The sequence below is a fragment of the Micromonospora sp. CA-248260 genome, from assembly GCF_050942205.1.
In the GTDB taxonomy this organism is placed as follows: Bacteria; Actinomycetota; Actinomycetes; order Mycobacteriales; family Micromonosporaceae; genus Micromonospora; species Micromonospora antibiotica.
The window spans coordinates 88,308-106,244 of sequence record NZ_CP192021.1; the positions used below are offsets into that span (position 1 = coordinate 88,308).

At 71.7% G+C, this 17,937-nt stretch carries 18 protein-coding genes and 1 tRNA gene; 12 read left to right on the top strand and 7 right to left on the bottom strand.

Features of this window, described 5'->3' with window-relative positions; all coding sequences use genetic code 11:
- Positions 1–10 precede the first annotated feature (10 nt).
- A complete protein-coding gene (locus ACQP2H_RS00435; RefSeq protein WP_219465460.1) occupies positions 11–565 on the top strand; it encodes a pyridoxamine 5'-phosphate oxidase family protein in 555 nt (184 codons plus the stop codon).
- A 69-nt stretch (positions 566–634) separates the two neighbouring features.
- On the opposite strand, the gene ACQP2H_RS00440 is transcribed toward ACQP2H_RS00435, so the two are convergent.
- On the bottom strand, positions 635–1,669 hold the full coding sequence (locus ACQP2H_RS00440) for a zinc metalloprotease (RefSeq protein ID WP_357532742.1): 1,035 nt from the start codon (positions 1,667–1,669) through the stop codon (positions 635–637).
- 234 nt (positions 1,670–1,903) lie between these two features.
- Here ACQP2H_RS00440 and ACQP2H_RS00445 point away from each other — a divergent pair.
- The 3 genes from ACQP2H_RS00445 to ACQP2H_RS00455 all read left to right on the top strand — a co-directional run bounded on the left by ACQP2H_RS00445 (position 1,904) and on the right by ACQP2H_RS00455 (position 3,809).
- Positions 1,904–1,977 (top strand) — tRNA-Gly (locus ACQP2H_RS00445).
- A gap of 619 nt (positions 1,978–2,596) precedes the next feature.
- The gene (locus tag ACQP2H_RS00450) at positions 2,597–2,860 is read left to right on the top strand and encodes an e9imm peptide (RefSeq protein WP_219465474.1); all 264 of its coding nucleotides are present in this window, start codon (positions 2,597–2,599) and stop codon (positions 2,858–2,860) included.
- 61 nt (positions 2,861–2,921) lie between these two features.
- Positions 2,922–3,809 carry an LLM class flavin-dependent oxidoreductase gene (locus tag ACQP2H_RS00455; protein ID WP_433230370.1) on the top strand — a complete coding sequence of 296 codons (888 nt, stop codon included), beginning with the start codon at positions 2,922–2,924 and terminating at the stop codon, positions 3,807–3,809.
- A 113-nt stretch (positions 3,810–3,922) separates the two neighbouring features.
- Here ACQP2H_RS00455 and ACQP2H_RS00460 read toward each other — a convergent pair whose 3' ends face one another.
- Positions 3,923–4,354, bottom strand: coding sequence for an ASCH domain-containing protein (locus ACQP2H_RS00460; RefSeq protein WP_219465476.1), 432 nt, complete (start codon positions 4,352–4,354; stop codon positions 3,923–3,925).
- A gap of 164 nt (positions 4,355–4,518) precedes the next feature.
- Positions 4,519–5,067 (bottom strand): phosphoribosyltransferase family protein, encoded by a 549-nt coding sequence (locus ACQP2H_RS00465; RefSeq protein WP_219465477.1) that lies wholly within the window; start codon positions 5,065–5,067, stop codon positions 4,519–4,521.
- 219 nt (positions 5,068–5,286) lie between these two features.
- Between ACQP2H_RS00465 and ACQP2H_RS00470 the strand changes: the two genes are divergently transcribed.
- From ACQP2H_RS00470 to ACQP2H_RS00485, 4 genes are all read left to right on the top strand, one after another.
- The gene (locus tag ACQP2H_RS00470) at positions 5,287–5,931 is read left to right on the top strand and encodes a septal ring lytic transglycosylase RlpA family protein (protein WP_363817873.1); all 645 of its coding nucleotides are present in this window, start codon (positions 5,287–5,289) and stop codon (positions 5,929–5,931) included.
- Between the two features lie 87 nt (positions 5,932–6,018).
- Positions 6,019–7,146: a PP2C family protein-serine/threonine phosphatase gene (locus ACQP2H_RS00475; RefSeq protein ID WP_219465479.1), complete on the top strand. Its 1,128-nt coding sequence runs from the start codon at positions 6,019–6,021 to the stop codon at positions 7,144–7,146.
- Between the two features lie 117 nt (positions 7,147–7,263).
- A complete protein-coding gene (locus tag ACQP2H_RS00480) occupies positions 7,264–9,120 on the top strand; it encodes an acyl-CoA dehydrogenase (RefSeq protein WP_219470507.1) in 1,857 nt (618 codons plus the stop codon).
- 283 nt (positions 9,121–9,403) lie between these two features.
- On the top strand, positions 9,404–9,673 hold the full coding sequence (locus tag ACQP2H_RS00485; RefSeq protein WP_091253403.1) for a DUF6458 family protein: 270 nt from the start codon (positions 9,404–9,406) through the stop codon (positions 9,671–9,673).
- Between the two features lie 89 nt (positions 9,674–9,762).
- On the opposite strand, the gene ACQP2H_RS00490 is transcribed toward ACQP2H_RS00485, so the two are convergent.
- The gene (locus ACQP2H_RS00490) at positions 9,763–10,299 is read right to left on the bottom strand and encodes a SixA phosphatase family protein (protein ID WP_363817876.1); all 537 of its coding nucleotides are present in this window, start codon (positions 10,297–10,299) and stop codon (positions 9,763–9,765) included.
- A 124-nt stretch (positions 10,300–10,423) separates the two neighbouring features.
- Between ACQP2H_RS00490 and ACQP2H_RS00495 the strand changes: the two genes are divergently transcribed.
- Positions 10,424–10,714 carry a DUF6458 family protein gene (locus ACQP2H_RS00495; RefSeq protein ID WP_208565265.1) on the top strand — a complete coding sequence of 97 codons (291 nt, stop codon included), beginning with the start codon at positions 10,424–10,426 and terminating at the stop codon, positions 10,712–10,714.
- Between the two features lie 129 nt (positions 10,715–10,843).
- Here the strand turns inward: ACQP2H_RS00495 and trhA are convergent, their stop codons facing one another.
- A complete protein-coding gene (gene trhA, locus ACQP2H_RS00500; RefSeq protein WP_219465483.1) occupies positions 10,844–11,521 on the bottom strand; it encodes a PAQR family membrane homeostasis protein TrhA in 678 nt (225 codons plus the stop codon).
- A 107-nt stretch (positions 11,522–11,628) separates the two neighbouring features.
- On the opposite strand from trhA, the gene ACQP2H_RS00505 reads away from it, so the two are divergent.
- From ACQP2H_RS00505 to ACQP2H_RS00515, 3 genes are read left to right on the top strand one after another with little or no spacing between them, the layout of a single operon-like run.
- Positions 11,629–12,240 (top strand): 5-oxoprolinase subunit B family protein, encoded by a 612-nt coding sequence (locus tag ACQP2H_RS00505; RefSeq protein WP_219465485.1) that lies wholly within the window; start codon positions 11,629–11,631, stop codon positions 12,238–12,240.
- Between the two features lie 31 nt (positions 12,241–12,271).
- The gene (locus ACQP2H_RS00510; RefSeq protein WP_219465486.1) at positions 12,272–13,243 is read left to right on the top strand and encodes a biotin-dependent carboxyltransferase family protein; all 972 of its coding nucleotides are present in this window, start codon (positions 12,272–12,274) and stop codon (positions 13,241–13,243) included.
- Positions 13,227–13,976: a LamB/YcsF family protein gene (locus ACQP2H_RS00515; RefSeq protein ID WP_433230378.1), complete on the top strand. Its 750-nt coding sequence runs from the start codon at positions 13,227–13,229 to the stop codon at positions 13,974–13,976. Before ACQP2H_RS00510 ends, ACQP2H_RS00515 begins: the two co-directional genes overlap by 17 nt.
- Before the next feature lie 88 nt (positions 13,977–14,064).
- Here the strand turns inward: ACQP2H_RS00515 and ACQP2H_RS00520 are convergent, their stop codons facing one another.
- Together ACQP2H_RS00520 and ACQP2H_RS00525 are read right to left on the bottom strand one after the other, a co-directional pair.
- Positions 14,065–15,903: an NHL domain-containing thioredoxin family protein gene (locus ACQP2H_RS00520; protein WP_433230381.1), complete on the bottom strand. Its 1,839-nt coding sequence runs from the start codon at positions 15,901–15,903 to the stop codon at positions 14,065–14,067.
- A gap of 280 nt (positions 15,904–16,183) precedes the next feature.
- Positions 16,184–17,731, bottom strand: a complete 1,548-nt coding sequence (locus ACQP2H_RS00525) for a recombinase family protein (protein ID WP_433230384.1) — start codon at positions 17,729–17,731, stop codon at positions 16,184–16,186.
- Between the last annotated feature and the right edge of the window lie 206 nt (positions 17,732–17,937).

Genomic DNA, 17,937 nt, shown 5'->3' on the forward strand with positions numbered 1-17,937 from the left:
GGATGACGGCATGGCATCATGGTCCGCATTCGCCGCCGACGAGCCCCGACTCGCCGACGGGATCCGCCTTCTCCTCCAGCAGTACGGGCCGGGTTTCGGCTACCTGGCCACCGTCCGCGCCGACGGTGGTCCCCGGGTGCACCCGGTCTGCCCGCTGGTCACCGACGGCGGGCTCTTCTGCTTCGTCGTCGACTCACCCAAGCGACGCGACCTCGAACGTGACGGCCGCTACGCGCTCCACTCGTTCCCGGCGGAGGAGAGCGACGACGAGGCGTATCTCGCCGGTCGGGCCGAGCCGGTGGCCGATCCGGCCCGGGTGGCGCTGGTGGCTGCGATCGGTCGGGCCGCTCCCCAGGTCGACTGGCGGCTCTTCGAGTTCAGCGTGGACGTCGCCATGCTGACCCGGCGTGACCACGGCGGCCAGTTGCGTCCCGACGGCGGGCGTCCCGCCGTGCAGGTCTGGCTGGACCCGACAGCGGGCCGGCCGGGTGTCGCCGACCTGCCCGACCAGCGGCCGGCCCGGCGTGGTCGGCACGGGTTCGACACCCGGCGTACCGCCGCCTGACCCGGAAGACGACGGTGCCGGCCCCGTCCGGGAAGGACGGAGCCGGCACCGGTGCCTGCGGTGTGTCGGTCAGGCCGACGCGCGGTAGGCGGTCCAGGCGTTCACCATGCGGCTCGCCTGACCAGCGGTGAACTGGTACATGCACGAGTCATAGGTGTAGTCCATGAAGTTGGTGATCGGGTCCTTGCCGGACGCGGTGCAGGTGTCCCGACCGGTCGGGCACTCGAAGGCCGGCTCACGCTCGGCCGGGGTGTCCGAGACGCCGTCGCCCGAGCCCGAGCAACCACCCTGGAAGGTGTGGTAGAGGTTCAGCCAGTGGCCGACCTCGTGGGTGCCGGTGTCACCCAGGTTGTAGTTGGTGGCGGCGCCACCCGGCAGCGACTCGCCGAGCACGACGACGCCGTCCATCACGTCCAGGGTGCGCTTGGGGAAGGTCGCCCAGCCGAGCAGGTCGTCGCTCAGCTCACCCAGGTAGAAGTTGAGGGTGTTCTTGCCGCCGGTGCGCAGCTGGGTCTTCATCGCCCGCTCGGCCGAGGAGCCCTGCACGATCGGGTACCAGGACGCGTTGGTGACCCGGTTGATCTTCTGGAGCTGGAAGGTGAAGCCGGTGGCCGCGCCGCCGGTCGCACCGCTGTAAGCCTGGTTGAGCACGGTGATCTGCGAGTTGATCAGCGAGTCGGGGATGTTGCCCCCGGCCCGGGTGCTGTCCCGCTGGATCACGTGGACGACGACCGGGACGGTGATCGGGGCCAGCGCCACCGTCGTGCCCTCGCTCGAACCGGTGCGGATGCTGGACTTCGACCGCAGGGCGCTGTTGCGCAGGGCGGCAGCGAAGTCCGCCTCCCGCTCCTTGACCTGCGTGGCGGTCAGCTGGTTCGGGTCGTGCCGCTTGTGCGCGGCCTTGCTGCCGCCGCGAACGCGCGCGTCGGAGTGGACGTCCTCGTGGACGTCGGCCGGCTCCGCGCAGGAGGCGTTGTCGGGGGCTGCGGAGTATGCGGAAGCCGCAGGCACGACGCCCACCGCAGCAGTGCTCAGCAGCAGCGCGAAGGTCGTCGATGCGACGCCGGCGGCACGCCGGGTCAGCAGGTTGGGACGTAGTCCCATGGGCCCACCTCTTTCTGGCGGCGCGACAGGGGGTATGTCGCGCCGAGGTCGTGAACGTGGGGGTGACGTTACAACTGATCGACACGTTTGAGAACGTCCCTAAGCTGCTTCTGTGAAACATCTGACCGTTTCATTTCAGCAGGTGGTGGTCGATCGGCTACGGAAGGTGTCCGGCGGCGTGCGGGGGTGCCAGGGTGCGCGGGCGTGGTCACCTCAGGTACAGTGGTTCCGCTTGCGGGTGTAGTTCAATGGCAGAACATCAGCTTCCCAAGCTGACAGTGCGGGTTCGATTCCCGTCACCCGCTCCACCACGAAGGCCCTGACCAGGATGCGAATCCGAGTCGGGGCCTTCGATGTTCCAAGGTCAACCAGGGCGCACCGTGCCGATGGCGGGAGCATCAGCGGGCAGTACAGCACGACGCTACTCACCTGGCTCGGAAGCCAGCTGAGCACCGGCGCGGCCGACAGCGGGGTTGTCGCGGTAACAAGTCATGGCCTTGGGCCGGGGTAGCGGCTCCAGGTGCCGCCTGCGTTGGTGACTTGGCGGTTGCGACGAGAGTTACGACCCCGGTGACGTCGCCCAGGCGGCGACCCCGGCGACCTGAAGCCCACTCGATCGGCATGGCGGGGGAGCGGATACCCGTGCGCGTCCTTTAGACCTGATGACGTGAACGACTCACACCGACGGCCGAAGCGGTGTCGACGTCAGCACACTCCGCCGCCCGCCGCCCGCCGCCCGTCACCCCCCGCCTGACCACCTGTCACGCCTCACTCGCCGCCTGATTCGTTGACGACATCAGCTCGAAAGGACGCGCCAGGACCACCCGACCTCGGGCCGACCTGGACGACAGCCCGGGGCGGAAACCTCGACACCTCCCCGTCGAGGATCATGTGGGGTGCCATCGGCCCTGCTCCGAGGAGGTCACCGTGCCGGCGAAGCTGACCCGGGACGAGGCCGTCGCCCTCGTCGAGCGGATCATGCGGCTCGACTATGCCGACGACGGCGAGCTGAACGACTGGCTGGACAGACTCGCACGCGACCTCGTCTGTCCGGACGTCTCCGATCTGATCTTCACGACCACCCCGGAGCTGACGGCCACCGAGGTCGTCGACCGCGCGCTGGCCTACCGGCCGATCGTGCTGAAGGCGACCCCGTGGTCGGAGACCGAGGAGCAGACCCGGCCTGACTGACCCACGTGAGCGCGGGCACCCGGCACGGAAAGGGCCGGGGGCGGCGTCGGGACGTACCCTGGTGATCATGCGGATTGGCATCGTGATCCTTCCCGACCAGCGCTGGTCGGAGTCGCGTCGGCGCTGGCAGCAGGTGGACGAGTGGGGTTTCGACCACGCCTGGACGTACGACCACCTGGGTTGGCGGGACCTGGTCGACGGTCCCTGGTTCGACTCGATGTCGACGCTGACCGCCGCCGCCACGGTGACCGAACGGATCCGGCTCGGCACCCTGGTCGCCTCGCCCAACTTCCGGCATCCGGCGGCGTTCGCCCGGCAGGTCACCACCCTCGACGACATCTGCGGCGGGCGGCTGCTGCTGGGCCTCGGGGCGGGTGGCATCGGCTTCGACTCGGCCGTGCTGGGCGGGGAGACGCTGCCGCCCCGGCCGCGGGTGGACCGGTTCGGTGAGTTCACCGAGCTGCTGGACCTGATCCTGCGGGAGGACGGCACCACCTGGCGGGGTGACTGGTTCTCCGCCGTGGACGCCCGCAACAACCCCGGCTGCGTGCAGCAACCCCGGGTGCCGTTCGTGGTGGCCGCCAACGGACCCCGGTCGATGCGGTTGGTCGCCCGGTTCGGTCAGGGCTGGGTCACCACCGGCACCGGCGAGGAGGAACTGACGGCCTGGTGGGACGGGGTGGCGACGCTCTGCGCCCGGATGGACCGTACCCTCGACGAGGCCGGCCGCGACCCGGCCAGCCTGCCCCGGTACCTCTCCCTGGACTCGGCGCCGGTCTTCTCGCTGAGCAGCGCGGACTTCTTCGCCGAGCAGGTCGCGCGGGCGGCGGCGCTCGGCTTCACCGACGTGATCACGCACTGGCCCCGGGCCAGCAGCTGGTACGCGGGCGACGAGGCGGTGCTGGCGGACGTCGCCACCCGCCTGCTGCCGGAGCTGCGCACGCCCTGACAGGTCGCCGCACGCACTGCGGGGTGCCGCGGGCCCTGAGCGGCTGCACACTGAGGGACCCCGCACGCACCGGCAGGGGGCCGGACACTGACGGGGTGCCGCCCCGGCCCGGTTCAGGTGCCCAGGTCGCCGGTGCGTATCCCGCCGTCGCCGGCCGAGACCAGTCGGAACCGGATGCAGACGATCTCGGTGTCGTCGGTGACCGGGGTGCCGGCCCGGGCCCAGAAGCCGGCGTGCCCCGCCCGCCAGTCCTCGATCGAGCGGTCGCCCTCCCCCTCGGAGCGGGCGAAGTCCCAGGGGACCCGGGCGAAGGGGACGACGTCGATTCCAGTCACCTCGACCACTCCGACGAGCGCGTCCCGGTCGTCGACCAGGGCCAGCCGTTCACCGACGTGCTCCAACTCCTCGGCCTCGGCGGCGTACTCGGTGAGCAGGCCGGCGGTGGCCGTCTTGACCCCGGTGAGCACCAGCGTGTTGAGGGTGGTGCGCAGCTCACCGGGGGTGCCGAGGGCGAGCGTGCGGAGTCCGCCGATCCGTGGCCACATGCGGCCGAGGCTACCGGGGTGCCGCTGTCCCGTCGCCCGGCGCACCACCGGCGGTGGCGGTGGACTGGGTCGCCGGACAGGTCGCCCCGACCCTGGCCACGCCGACCGATCTGCTGGTCGCCAAGTCGCTCGGCACCCTGGCCGGGCTGACACGGGAGCGTGGGTCAGGGCAGGTCGGCGGGGGTGAGTAGCCCGCGTGCGCCCAGTTCGGCGGCGACCGGGTCGGGCAGGTCGACGACCACGGCGGCGACGCCGACCCAGTGTGCGCCCCGGGCGGCGCAGAGGTCCCGGACGGCCCGCACCTGGGCTCCGGTGGCGACCCAGTCGTCGACCATGAGCACCCGGTCGTCCGCGCCGAGCCGGTCGTCGCGTACCGCCAGGTCGACCTGCCGGCCCCGGAAGTCGGGTGGGCTCTGCGCCCAGGTCAGCGGGCCGGCGGGGAGTCGGCCGTCGCCGGGCTTGTGGGCCGGGACGAAGCCGACACCGAGGGCGGTCGCGGCGAGCGGCCCGAGCATCAACCCGGTCACCGCGGGGGCGACGACGACGGTCGGCCGGTCGGGGTGGAACGGCGCGACCAGGGCTGGTCCGAGCCCGGCCAGCACCTGCGGGTCCCGCCACCAGCCGGAGACGTCGCTGACCAGGTGGCTGCTGCCCGGCCCCGGGTCGACCCAGCGGAACAGCTCGACCAGGCGGGCGCGCAGCGCAGCGGTCATGGCCCCATCCTCGCGGTACGCGGCGCGGCGGTCATGACCCCATCCTCGGCGGTGAATGCCAGCGGTGGCATTCTGGCCCGTGCGGCCCACCGGCCGTCGGCTGATCGGTCACACGTATCACTGTAATTCCGGGCATACCACCATGATCACGTTGACTTCGGAAGTGCTTCTGTCGTTACGGTCCGAGCCGCTATGAAGGCCTACGAAAGGACCGAGCCGGTGGTTGGCAGGCACTCCCGTACCCGGATCTTCTCCTCGCCCGCCGGCATCGCGGCCACCGCCGCGCTCGGTGTCGCGCTCGCCGTCGGCGGCACCGTCGGCGCGGTGCAGCTGACGGCCGACGACGCGCCGGCCCCCGTGGTCGTGGACCCGGTCACCCCCGGCGTCGTCGGCACCACCGCCGCGCCGACCCCGAGCCTGAGTGCCAGCCCCACCGTCTCCCCGACCGCCAGCCCGTCGCCCACCGCCACGGCCAGCCCGAAGGCGACCCGGACCCAGGCCGCTTCCCGGAGCAAGCCGCGCACGCCCGAGCCCAAGCCGTCCGCCACCACGAAGAAGGCGGCCCCGAAGAGCAACGTCGTCGACAGCGGCTCGTGCGGCGCGTCCTTCTACGACGAGGGTCAGTTGACCGCCAACGGGGAGAACTTCGACCCGAGCGCGCTGACCGCCGCGCACAAGACCCTGCCGTTCAACACCAAGGTCCGGGTGACCAACCCGGCCAACGGCAAGTCCGTCACCGTGCGGATCAACGACCGTGGCCCGTTCGTCGACGGGCGCTGCATCGACCTGTCCCGGGCCGCCTTCGCCGCGATCGCCTCGGTCGACCTGGGTGAACTGACGGTCAGGTACGAGGTGCTGGGCTGACGGCGAACGGTGACACCAGCGGGACGGCCGGGTAGAACACCCTCAATCGTGGGGCTAGGTTCATTCTCCGGCCCGGTTCCATCAGGCATGCTGTCCCACGTACGTAAACATGCCTTCCAGTTGGGCCGAGGCCCACTGAGTCCCGGGTCCCGCGCCGGCGTCGGCGCGGCCGTCGGGCTGCTCGCGCTCGTCTCGGCGATCGAGTCGGCCGACGGCCGTGCGGTGCACTACGTCGCACTGATGACGGTGGCGCCGATCCTGGCCGCCGGGTTCGCCTCGTGGCGGGCGGTGGCCGGGGTGGGTTTCCTCGCGCTGCTGGTCGGGGCCGGGTTCGCGGTGGCCGATCCGGCGATGAAGCTGACCACTGCGGTGTCCCTGGTCGGGATCGCCTTCGCCACCGTGGTGGCGGCCAGTGTGGCGGCGGTCCGGCAGGGGCAGGTGGTGCGGATCGGCGAGCTGTCCCGGCTGGCCTCGGTGGCTCAGCAGGCCGTGCTGCGTCCGCTCGGCCCGCAGGTCGGGACCCTGGCGGTGGCGGCCCGGTACATCTCCCCCACGGCCACCGCCGAGATCGGCGGTGACCTGTACGAGGCGATAGACACCCCGTACGGCGTCCGGATGATCATCGGGGACGTGCGGGGCAAGGGGCTGGACGCGGTCCGGCTGGCCAGCATCGTGCTCGGCTCCTACCGGCACGTCGCCTATGAGCGGCCCGACCTGCGGGCGGTGGTGGCCGACCTGGACCGGGCGGTGGCCCGCAACGTGGGGGACGAGGACTTCGTCACCGCGGCCGTGGTCGAGGAGCGCGGCGGGACGCTGACCATCGTCAACTGCGGCCATCCGGCGCCGTTGCTGCTGCGTCGGGGCGCGGTGATCCCGCTGGAGCCGCCCGCGCCCGCGCCGCCGCTGGGTTTCATGCCGGTGGTCCGGCCCCGGGTGGAGCGGCTGGAGCCGGGCGACCGGCTGCTGCTGTTCACCGACGGTCTCGGTGAGGCACGCCGGGACGGCGAGTTCTTCCCGACCGCCGACCGGGCGTGGCGGCTGCTCGGCCACGGCACGGTCGGCGACGGTCTGGCCTCCCTGGAGACCGCGCTGGTCGAGTGGGTGCACGGGCGGCTCGACGACGACATCGCCCTGGTGCTGATGGAGTACACCGGGCCGCGTAGCGGGGTGACGGTGGCGGTGCCCTCGTGGGAGGTCGGCGCGGCGGAGAACTGACGCGCGCCGGGCTGTGATCGCCGTCACTTCGACGATCGGGTTGTCGCTGCCTACCGGTGAGTAATACAGTGGGGGTTACTGATCGGTAACACCTGTCCGGAAGCGGGGCCAGTGAGCATGACCCACTACAAGAGCAACCTTCGGGACCTTGAGTTCAACCTGTTCGAGGTCTTCGGGGCGGACCGGACGTTCGGCCAGGAGCCGTACACGGACCTGGACGTCGACACCGCCCGCAGCTTCCTCTCCGAGGTCGACCGCCTGGCCCGTGAGGACCTCGCGGCCAGCTACCAGGACAGCGACCGCAACCCACCGGTCTTCGACCCCGCGACGCACACCGCACCGCTGCCGGAGTCGTTCAAGAAGTCCTACCAGGCGTTCATGGACTCCGAGTTCTGGCGGCTGGACCTCCCCGAGTCCCTCGGCGGCAGCAGCGCCCCGCGCGCGCTCTGGTGGTCGCTCGCCGAGCTGGTGCTCGGCGCCAACGCGCCCGTCTGGATGTACGCCTCCGGCCCGTCCTTCGCGCACGTGCTGGAGGTCGAGGGCACCGACGAGCAGAAGAAGTGGGCCAAGCTCTTCATCGACCAGCAGTGGGCCTCCACCATGGTGCTCACCGAGCCGGACGCCGGCTCGGACGTCGGCGCCGGCCGGGCCCGTGCCGTCCGGCAGCCGGACGGCTCCTGGCACATCGAGGGCGTGAAGCGCTTCATCACCTCCGGCGAGCACGACCTGAGCGACAACATTGTCCACTACGTGCTGGCCCGTCCGGTCGGCGTCGAGGGCGTCGGCGGCCCGGGCACCAAGGGGCTGTCCCTGTTCGTCGTGCCGAAGTTCCACTTCGACGCCGAGACCGGCGAGCTGGGCGAGCGCAACGGCGTCTACGCCACCAACGTCGAGCACAAGATGGGCATCAAGGTCTCCAACACCTGCGAGCTGACCTTCGGCGAGCACGGCGTACCGGCCAAGGGTTGGCTGCTGGGCGAGAAGCACGACGGCATCCGGCAGATGTTCATGATCATCGAGTACGCCCGGATGATGGTCGGCACCAAGGCGATCGCCACTCTGTCCACCGGCTACCTCAACGCCCTGGAGTACGCGAAGAACCGGGTGCAGGGCGCCGACCTGACCCAGCAGGCCGACAAGGCCGCGCCCCGGGTCACCATCACCCACCACCCGGACGTGCGCCGTTCGCTGCTGATGCAGAAGTCGTACGCCGAGGGGCTGCGGGCGCTGGTCTGCTACACCGCCACCTGGCAGGACAAGATCGCGATCGCCGAGGCGGCCGGCGACGAACCGGCCACCAAGCTGGCCAGGCGGGTCAACGACCTGCTCCTGCCGCTGGTCAAGGGCGTCGGCTCCGAGCGGGCCTACGAGCTGCTCGGTCACGAGTCGCTCCAGACCTACGGTGGCTCCGGCTTCCTCCAGGACTACCCGCTGGAGCAGTACGTCCGGGACGCCAAGATCGACACCCTGTACGAGGGCACCACCGCGATCCAGAGCCTCGACCTGATCTTCCGGAAGATCGTCCGGGACAACGGCAGGGCGCTCACCTCGGTCGCCGGTGAGATCCAGGAGTTCATCAGCACCGAGGCCGGCAACGGGCAGCTCAAGGAGGAGCGGCAGGCGCTCGGTCGGGCGCTCGCCGAGATCCAGAACATCCTCGTCGTGCTGACCGGTTGGCTCGGTGAAGCCCAGGGCGGCGACACCCGCAGCCTCTACAAGGTCGGCCTGAGCAGCCGCCGCTTCCTGCTCGCCCTCGGTGACCTGGTCGTCGGGTGGCTGCTCCAGAAGCAGGCCGACGTGGCGCTGAAGGCGCTGGCCGGTGAGGTCTCCACCACCGACCAGGCGTTCTACACCGGCAAGGTGGCCGCCGCCCGGTTCTTCGCCCGTGAGGTGCTGCCCCGCATCGGCGCCGACCGCCGGATCATCGAAGGCGCCGACCTGGACATCATGGACATCCCCGAGGAGGCCTTCTGAACTGACCGCCGGTCCCGACCGGGTCGAGCCGGCCGGATTCGGCGGGTGACACGCATGGGGCCGATGTGGCGGTGTCCGGGACGTCCGGACATCACCACATCGGCCCTTCTGCGTCGACCATGAGGATCGGGACAGCGCCACCCCTTGAGGCGTGCGGGAAGCGGTCGGGAGAGGGGCCAGATTTGCCGGGTGCGATCCCGGTAGGAGGGCTGCTGGGCGGGTAACCCGCGCGGACCACGTCAGGGCACGCCCAACGGCCACCGCACGGGGGAGTGCAGCGCACATGGGCATTGGTAGCGGCATCTTTCTCATCGCGCTCGGCGCGATCATGACGTTCGCCATCCGGGCCGACGTCTGGTGGATCAACCTGCGCGCCGTCGGCTGGGTCTTCATCCTGGCCGGCCTGGCCGTGCTGCTCACCACGCTCTGGTTCTGGCAGGACCGGCGCAAGCGGGCGCGCACGCTCATCGTGGAGGAGAACCGGCTCTCCCACCCGACCGCGATGATGCCGCCGCCGCCCGATCCGCCGCCGCCCACCGCACCCCCGTCCTGACCGTCCGCCCCGCTGGACGACACCGGCCGCTGACCGGCCGCGCGCAGGACGACGTCACCAGAGCCGGGCTGCCCGGCGGGTGGGTCGGGTCAGCCGCGGGCGGTGTGCCGGTCGACGACCGGGGTGTCGCCCGGTGTCAACTCCGCCCACGGGGCTGCCGCCCGGTGCACCACCAGACCGGTGGTACGCAACCCTTCCCGGTCGGCCCCTTCCGGGTCGAGGAGCACCGACAGCAGCGAGATGCCCGGGTTGTGGGCGACGAGCAGGACCGTGTGGGCCTCCGGCTCGACCATCCGCACCAGGTCGAGCAGGTCGTCCGGGTGCGCCTCGTACGCGGCGGCGGCGTACCGCACCACCGGTGCTGTCCCCGCCGGGCCACCCTCCGGCGGGACCCCGGTCATGCCCAGCGCCACGTCGTGCCAGGTCTGCCTGGTCCGGCGGGCCGCCGAGCAGATCACCACGTCGGGGAGGAGACCCTGCGCGGCCAGCCACGCCCCGGCGGCGGCGGCGTCGGCGTGCCCGCGTGCGGTCAGTCGCCGGTCGACGTCGGAGCCGCTCCCGGGCTGTTCGGCCTTGGCGTGCCGCAGCAGCACCAGTGTCCGTGTCTCGGCCTCGCCGTCCGTCATTCCCCCAGCTTGCCTGATTGACGCGAGTGTCGCCTGGGTATGTCAGTGGGGCCACTCGCTCATCGATGCCCTCGATGGCCGTGGCGGGTGGGTAACGCCAGCTGACAGCCAAGGAGGCGACGTCATGGGCATCGGTGCCAGCATCTTCCTCATCGCGGTGGGTGCGATCTTCGCGTTCGCCGTCGACGCCGATCTGGGATGGCTCAACCTCGACGTGGTGGGCTGGGTGCTGATGCTCGCCGGCCTCGTCGGGCTGCTGACCACCCTCTTCTTCTGGAACAGCCGTCGCCGGGCGGTGGTGACCACCGCCGTGCGTCAGGACCAGGTCGTCGCCGACCGGGTCGTGCCGGTGCAGGGCGGCCAGGTGGTACGCGAGGAGTACCGCGAGGCGCGCGGCCCGGGTTACCCGGTCTGACCGCACCGCACCACATGATCTCAGGGGCCCCGCAACGGCGCGGGGCCCCTGAACTGTTCCCTGCTCAGGCCGGCTCCGGCTTGCCGCGCGGCCGGCGCGACTGCCCCCGGACCGGCCGGAGACGGGTGATCAGGTGAAGAGGGCGAAGTAGATCGCGATGTGGTGACAGAGGGCGGCGAGCAGGGTGCAGGCGTGGAAGAACTCGTGGTGGCCGAAGACGGTGGGCCAGGGGTTGGGCCGCCGCAGCGCGTAGAAGACCGCGCCGATGCTGTACATCGCCCCACCGGCGGCGAGCAGCACCAGCACGGTGACCCCGCCCTGGCGCAGGATCTGCGGGAGGATCGCCACCGACACCCAGCCGAGGGCCAGGTAGAGCGGGGCGGAGACCCAGCGCGGAGCGTGCGGCCAGATCAGCTTGACGGCCACGCCGGCCAACGCCCCACCCCAGACCAGGCCGAGCATCAGGGTGGCCATCCGCCGGTCGAGCAGCAGCGCACAGAGCGGTGTGTAGGTGCCGGCGATGAACACGAAGATCATCGAGTGGTCCATCCGGCGCATGATCTGGTAGCCGCGCTCCGACCACACCCGGCGGTGGTAGAGGGCGCTGGTGCCGAAGAGGCCGCAGACGGTGACGCTGTAGATCAGGCAGCTGACCAGGGGCGCCCAGCCGGGACGGGTGGCCGCGACGGCGCAGAGCACGGTGCCGCAGACGAGCGCGACAAAGAACGCGTAGGTGTGCAGCCAGCCGCGCATCCGGGGCTTACCGATGTCGACAGGCTTGAGTCGAAGCGGTGCGGAGGTGGTCACGGAATCAGGTTACGGCACCGTAGGTTACTTCTAGGTAGTGCGACCCGTCACCAGACCTGTCGAGTCTAGCGACCCTGGACGGCACATCGATCGGGGAGTATGGCGGGATGCGCATCCGACCCGTGGGCCGGCACGCCCTCCTGCTCGACTGTGACGACCCCGGCCAGGTGGAACGGTGGCGGGCCGAGCTGTGGCGACGCCGCGCCGCCGGTGAGCTGGACGCCGCCGAGATCGTCCCGGCGGCCGGCACCGTCCTGCTCGACGGGGTGCCCGACCCGGAGTCGACGGCCACCCGGATCGCCGGCTGGACCCCCGACCCGGTCACCACCACAGCCGACGCCGGCACCGTCGACGTTCCCACCGTGTACGACGGTGAAGACCTGCCCCTGGTCGCCGCGCACTGGCGACTGACCGTTCCCCAGGTGGTGCAACGCCTGCGGGACACCGACTTCCGGGTGGCGTTCTGCGGCTTCGCCCCCGGCTTCGGCTACCTGACCGGCCTCCCCCCGCAGTACGCGGTGCCCCGGCTGCCCACCCCGCGCCCCCGGGTGCCCGCCGGCTCGGTGGCCCTGGCCGGCCCGTACGCGGGGATCTACCCGACCGCTTCGCCGGGTGGCTGGCTGCTGGTGGGGCGGACCACGCTCACCCTCTTCGACGTGGCCGCCGACCCACCGGCCACCCTCACCCCCGGCACCCGGGTCCGGCTGGTGACCGGGTGACCGGCGGTCCCCGACCCCGGCCGGTGCCGGCATGACCGGGACGAGTCGAGCGGAGCAGCCGGAGCAGCCAACCGGGCCGGCCGGGGGCGGGCCGACCGGGGGCGGGGCGATCGGGGTGCGCCGGGCGGAGCAGCCATCCGGGCCGACCCGTGGGGTGATCGAGGTGCGCCGGGCGGGACCGCGTACCACCGTGCAGGATCTGGGGCGGCCCGGGTGGGCGCACCTCGGCGTACCCCGGTCGGGGGCGCTGGATCCGGCGGCGCTGGCGCTGGCGAACCGGCTGGTCGGCAACCCGGCGGACGCCGCCGGTCTGGAGTTGACCCTCGGCGGCGGTGAGCTGCGGCTGACCCGGGCCGGCACGGTCGCGGTGACCGGGGCCGACGTCGACGTCCGGGTCGACGGCCGCCCCGGCGACGTGGGCCGGCCGTTGGCGGTGCCGGCGGGGGCGGTGCTGCGGATCGGGTCGCCCCGGCACGGGCTGCGCAACTGGCTCGCGGTCGACGGGGGGATCGCCGTCGACCCGGTGCTCGGCAGCCGGTCCACCGACACCCTCTCCGGCCTCGGCCCACCCCCGGTCGGCGACGGCGACCGGCTCCCGCTCGGCCCGCCGGCCGGGCCACCCGCCCCGGTGGACTTCACCGTCGGCCGGCCGGTGCCGGACGAGCTGTGGCTGACCCTGCGCCCCGGCCCACGCGCCGACTGGTTCACCGCCGACGCGCTGGCGTCGCTGCTCGGCACGGCGTACACGGTGAGTCCGGTGAGTGACCGGGTCGGTGCGCGACTTGTCGGCGCGGCGCTGCCCCGCGCGGTGGCTGGGGAGCTGCCGAGTGAGGGCGTGGTGCTCGGCGCGGTGCAGGTGCCCGCCGACGGCCAGCCGTTGATCTTCCTGGCCGACCATCCGACCACCGGCGGGTACCCGGTGATCGGGGTGGTGGACGACGTGACCGGGCTCGCGCAGGCCCGACCGGGGACTACGGTGAGATTCCATGGACCTCAACGCTGACCTCGGCGAGGGATTCGGCATCTGGCGGCTCGGCGACGACGAGGCGCTGCTCGACCTGGTCACCTCCGCCAACGTGGCCTGCGGCTTCCACGGCGGCGACCCGTCGACCATGCGGCGGGTCTGCGCCGCCGCCGCCGAACGCGGCGTCGCCGTCGGCGCGCAGGTCGGCTACCGGGACCTGGCCGGCTTCGGCCGCCGGCACATCGCGTACGGCTTCGACGAGCTGCGCGACGAGGTCACCTACCAGCTCGGGGCGCTCGACGCGTTCTGCCGACCGTCCCGCACCCGGGTCCGCTACCTCAAACCGCACGGCGCGCTCTACCACGCGGCGGCCACCGACGAGGTGCAGGCCGCCGCCCTGGTCGCGGCCGTCAGCGGGTGGGATCACGAACTGCCGATCCTCTGCGCGCCCGGCTCCACCCTCGCCCAGCTCGCCGTCGGCGCGGGCCTGCGGGCGGTCCCCGAAGGCTTCGCCGACCGGGGTTACCTGCCCAACGGGGCACTGGTGCCGCGTACCGCGCCGGGCGCGCTGGTCACCGACCCGGAGGAGGTGGCCGTCCGGGCGGTCCGGATGGCCACCGAGCAGACGGTGGTGGCGGTCGACGGGACCGTCGTGCCCTGCCCGGTCGCCTCGATCTGCCTGCACGGGGACAGCCCCGGCGCGGTCGCCTCGGCCGCCCTGGTGCGGGCCGCGCTGATCGACGCCGGGGTCACCCTCACCCCGTTCGCCTGAGAACCGTCCCCGGTCGCCTGCTGGCCCGGCGCGGGTCCGGTGCTCCCGCCCGCCCGCCCGCCCGGCGCGGTGCCGACCGGGCGGGCGCTCAGGTGTCCAGGCCGCGCAGCACCAGCGGGACCCGGGTCGCGCCGTCGTCGACGACCCGCACCGGGACGCCCCAGTCCTGCCGGGTCAGGTGGCAGGCGGCGTGCTCGACGTCGGCGTCGCAGGTGGCGGCCTGGGCGGTCACCTGGAGCACCCCCTGCGGTACGGCCGGGTCGATCACCAGCCGGCGGGACAACTCGGTGCCGGTGCCGGCCCCCTCGACCAGCAGCTCCGGCGGTGAGGCCGAGACGACCAGCCGGGTCGACGGCCCGTACGTCTCGTCCAGCTTCTGTCCCGGCGCCGGCGTGAAGATCACGTCGAGGGTCACCTCGCCGGGCGCGACGTCCGTCGGTTTGCGTTCCAGCCGGTGCCGGGGACCGTCCACGGTGTCCGCCCCGGCTGCGGTCAACGCGCCCGGGGCGAGCCGGGTCAACCGGTGCGCGGCCGACTCCACCACCAGCACCCCGCCGTCGGCGGTGAGCACCAGATCGCTCGGCTCGGCCAGCCCGTCGGCCACCGTGGCGACCTGGCCGGTCGCCGGGTCGAAGCGGCGTACCGCGCCGTTGTAGGTGTCGGCGATCAGCACCGAGGAGTCAGGCAGCGCGCACACCCCCAGCGGATGCTGGAGCAACGCCCGGTCGGCCGGCCCGTCCACGTGCCCGAAGTCGAACAACCCCTGCCCGACGGCGGTGCCGAGCACGCCGTCCTGCACGAAACGGATCGCGCTGGTCTCGCTGTCGGCCACCCACAGCCGGGTGCCGTCGGCGGAGACCGACAGGCCGGACGGCTGGGCCAGCCACGCCTCGGGCAGCGGGCCGTCGCGCAGCGCCTCGACGGTGGTGCCGGCCCACATGCCGGCGGTCCGCTTGATCGGGTCGAACCACCAGAGCTGGTGGATGCCGGCCATCGCCACGATGACCTTGTCGTCGTACCAGGCCAGGTCCCACGGGGAGGAGAGGTCGACGGAGCGCGCGTCGTGGGCGTGGTCGTCGACAGTGGAGCGCCACTGCCGGCCGGTGCCGGCGACCGTGGTCACCTCACCGGTGTCCAGGCGTACGCCGCGCAGCAGGTGGTTGACGGTGTCGGCGACCAGCAGGTCGTAGCCGGCGACCTCGGCGACGTGCGCGGGCAGCAGGCAGAGCCCCTGCGGCTCGGCGAAGCTCGCCGAGGGGGCCGGCCCGTCGACCCGGCCCCGCTCCCCGGAGCCGATCCGCCGGACCGGCGTCTCGCCGTCCGGGGCCAGCTCGACCAGGCTGTGCCGGGCCGAGTCGGAGACCAGCAGGTTCCCGCCGTCGAGCAACACGGCCTTGCCGGGGAAGCGCAGCGTCGTCTCCGGCGGCGTCGGCGGCACGTACGGCCCGTCGCCCCGGTGCAGGGTGCCCTTGGCCTCGTGGGTGGCGATCAGGTCGTCGACCAACCGGACCAGCCCTTCGGCATGGCCCTCGCCGGCCATCGTGGCGACCACGTAACCCTCCGGGTCGACCACCGCCAGGGTGGGCCACGCCTTCGCCGCGTACTGCTGCCACATGTCCAGGTCGGGGTCGTCGAGCACCGGGTGGTGCACGCCGTACCGCTCGACGGCGGCGGCCAACGCGGCCGGGTCCTTCTCGTGCTCGAACTTCGGCGAGTGCACCCCGACGACGACCAGCACGTCGGCGTACTTCTCCTCCAGCGGGCGCAACTCGTCGAGCACGTGCAGGCAGTTGATGCAGCAGAAGGTCCAAAAATCGAGTAAGACACAGCGACCTCGAAGATCCTGCAATGTTAGGTTTTGTCCCCCTGTGTTGAGCCACTGACGGCCCCGCAACTCGGGGGCACGCACGCGCGGTGTCGTTCCCATGTTTGTCAGCCTGCCATGTCGCGCTTGCCCGAGCCGTGCTTCGTGACCCGGAGGACAGGGATCCTCAGTTGGGCGCCGAGCGAGCCTCGTCGCGTTTGCTTAGTGGGGTGAGCGTATGGAAACGACGCCCAGCCGGCCGCAAGCCGACCACGAGCAGGACCAGCACCAGTAGCGCGTTCTCGGTGCGCTCGGCGCGGGTCACAACGCGCTGGCCAGGGTCAGGACTGGCACCCCTTGCAGCGCGGCGTAGATCGGCTCGGGGGAGTTGTGAGAGTGAGATTCAGGCGTTGACGGACGCAGGCTCGGTCTCGTCGGCCCAGGTGAACCGAAGACGGGCTACCGGGTCGAATCGCACGCCCCGCCGGCCCTCGGCCGGGGCGACGGTTACGGCGTTCAGGGCTAGGCCGAGAAAGTCGCGGCGGTCGGGAACTGTGGCGGCGTCCCACGCCTCCCGAGCTAAAACCGGGTCGAGGAGCGGGCTAATGTCCGCCTCGGGTAGCGGGAAATCGGCGAGGTTACGGCGCAGCCCTGCAACGCGGGCTGTCAACCGTTCGTGTAGACGCGTCCATCGCTGGATGGCGTCGGGACCGACGAACTCGCCGCGAAGGTATCGGGCGTCTTCGAGGTCGACCAGGGCGGCGTTAGCCTCGTCCAGGGCGGCGGTGATGGTCGAGCGCTCGCGGATCACGTCGGGGTCATGGCGGGCTACCCAACGCTCGGCGACGGTGTCTAGCAGTGGATCGCCGGGCTCGGTCATGGCGAGTCGGGCAATGAACGCGGCGATCACGGCGCGGTCTACAGCGGCGATGAAGGCGGTCGTGTATGCCGGGCAGGGCTTGCCGAGGCGGCGAGCGTGGCAGACGTACGACCGGCCGCCGGCAGACATGCGCCCCCCGCAGCCCCCGCAGCGCAGGAACCCGGTCAGAAGATGCGAAACCTCGGCGCGCACCCCCCGGTTGCGACCGGTCACGTCGGCGGCGGTGCGGTCTTTGAGGATGCGTGCGACCTGTAGTTGCTCTGCGGGTGTGATGATTCCTCGGCCGATCTCGACGCTCTCGCCGGTCTCGGGGTCGCGCCAGGGGACAACCTTTGCTGTGTACTTACCGTCGCGCTTGACGGTCTCTGGAAGTAGCCCGGCGAACGCGGGGGACTTCAGGAGTTGCGACAGCGTCCCGACTCCCCAGGTGGCTCCACGCGGCGAGGGAATCTGACGGGCGTTCAGGTCGCGGGCGATCCTGACCAGCGGCTCGCCGGTCAGCGCACGCTCGGCGATCTCCCGGGCGGTCGGCGCGTTGTGCGGGTCGTGGCCAAGCCGGCCGTCTTCGCCAATCGCGAGGCCGTAGGGCGGCTGTCCGCCGATCCAACGGCCCAGGTTGCGAAGGTGGGCCTTCGCCGAGGCGACGCGTAGACCGAGGTTCTCTGACTCGCTGCGGGCGATCTCGGACAACAGCGCCAGGGCTAGGCGGGCCTGTTGTTGAGACGTGTCTAGGCCGTCTTGAACGAAGACAATCCGGCCGCCGGCTTTCTCGACCTGGTCTAGGACTTGGCCGACCTGGCCCATGCCACGGCGCGACAGACGGTCTACTTTCCAGACGATCAAGGTCCCGACGGTGCCGGTCGTCAGGGCGGAGACGGCGGCGTCAAACCCGGCCCGGCCGACGGGCTTGTAGCCGGAGCGACCCCGGTCGATGTGGACAGTACGGACCTCTAGGCCGTTGCGCGCGGCCCAGGCTCGGCAGTCGGCCTCTTGGCGCTCGATTGCGGTCTTGCCCTCGCGGTCGAGGGACAAGCGTAGGTATAAGTCGGCGAGAAGTTCATGGTGGGACACTCCGAGGACGCTAGGCTCTCAGCCGGACAAGTTGCAAGCTTCTTCTAGGACTAACAGAATTCGAGCATAGCGATTTTCTCCCACAGGTCGGCGAGCCTCAGCTCCCGCCCGCCGGTGTGCAATCAGTCCCGGCCACGCAACTCTGGTGCCCGTACCAGTGCGCTTATGCCCCCATTGCGGTGGGCCGCACGAAGGGTGACCGGGGA

What these genes read in the sequence shown, in the direction of transcription:
- ACQP2H_RS00465 (WP_219465477.1), bottom strand. Translation starts at nt 5,067, where the DNA reads ATGACCGCTGCGCTGCGCGCCCGCCTGGTCGAGCTGTTCCGCTGGGTC.
- ACQP2H_RS00510 (WP_219465486.1), top strand. Translation starts at nt 12,272, where the DNA reads ATGACCGGGACGAGTCGAGCGGAGCAGCCGGAGCAGCCAACCGGGCCG.
- ACQP2H_RS00460 (WP_219465476.1), bottom strand. Translation starts at nt 4,354, where the DNA reads ATGTGGCCACGGATCGGCGGACTCCGCACGCTCGCCCTCGGCACCCCC.
- ACQP2H_RS00435 (WP_219465460.1), top strand. Translation starts at nt 11, where the DNA reads ATGGCATCATGGTCCGCATTCGCCGCCGACGAGCCCCGACTCGCCGAC.
- ACQP2H_RS00520 (WP_433230381.1), bottom strand. Translation starts at nt 15,903, where the DNA reads ATGGGAACGACACCGCGCGTGCGTGCCCCCGAGTTGCGGGGCCGTCAG.
- ACQP2H_RS00485 (WP_091253403.1), top strand. Translation starts at nt 9,404, where the DNA reads ATGGGCATTGGTAGCGGCATCTTTCTCATCGCGCTCGGCGCGATCATG.
- ACQP2H_RS00505 (WP_219465485.1), top strand. Translation starts at nt 11,629, where the DNA reads ATGCGCATCCGACCCGTGGGCCGGCACGCCCTCCTGCTCGACTGTGAC.
- ACQP2H_RS00515 (WP_433230378.1), top strand. Translation starts at nt 13,227, where the DNA reads ATGGACCTCAACGCTGACCTCGGCGAGGGATTCGGCATCTGGCGGCTC.
- ACQP2H_RS00440 (WP_357532742.1), bottom strand. Translation starts at nt 1,669, where the DNA reads ATGGGACTACGTCCCAACCTGCTGACCCGGCGTGCCGCCGGCGTCGCA.
- ACQP2H_RS00495 (WP_208565265.1), top strand. Translation starts at nt 10,424, where the DNA reads ATGGGCATCGGTGCCAGCATCTTCCTCATCGCGGTGGGTGCGATCTTC.
- ACQP2H_RS00480 (WP_219470507.1), top strand. Translation starts at nt 7,264, where the DNA reads ATGACCCACTACAAGAGCAACCTTCGGGACCTTGAGTTCAACCTGTTC.
- ACQP2H_RS00475 (WP_219465479.1), top strand. Translation starts at nt 6,019, where the DNA reads ATGCTGTCCCACGTACGTAAACATGCCTTCCAGTTGGGCCGAGGCCCA.
- ACQP2H_RS00490 (WP_363817876.1), bottom strand. Translation starts at nt 10,299, where the DNA reads ATGACGGACGGCGAGGCCGAGACACGGACACTGGTGCTGCTGCGGCAC.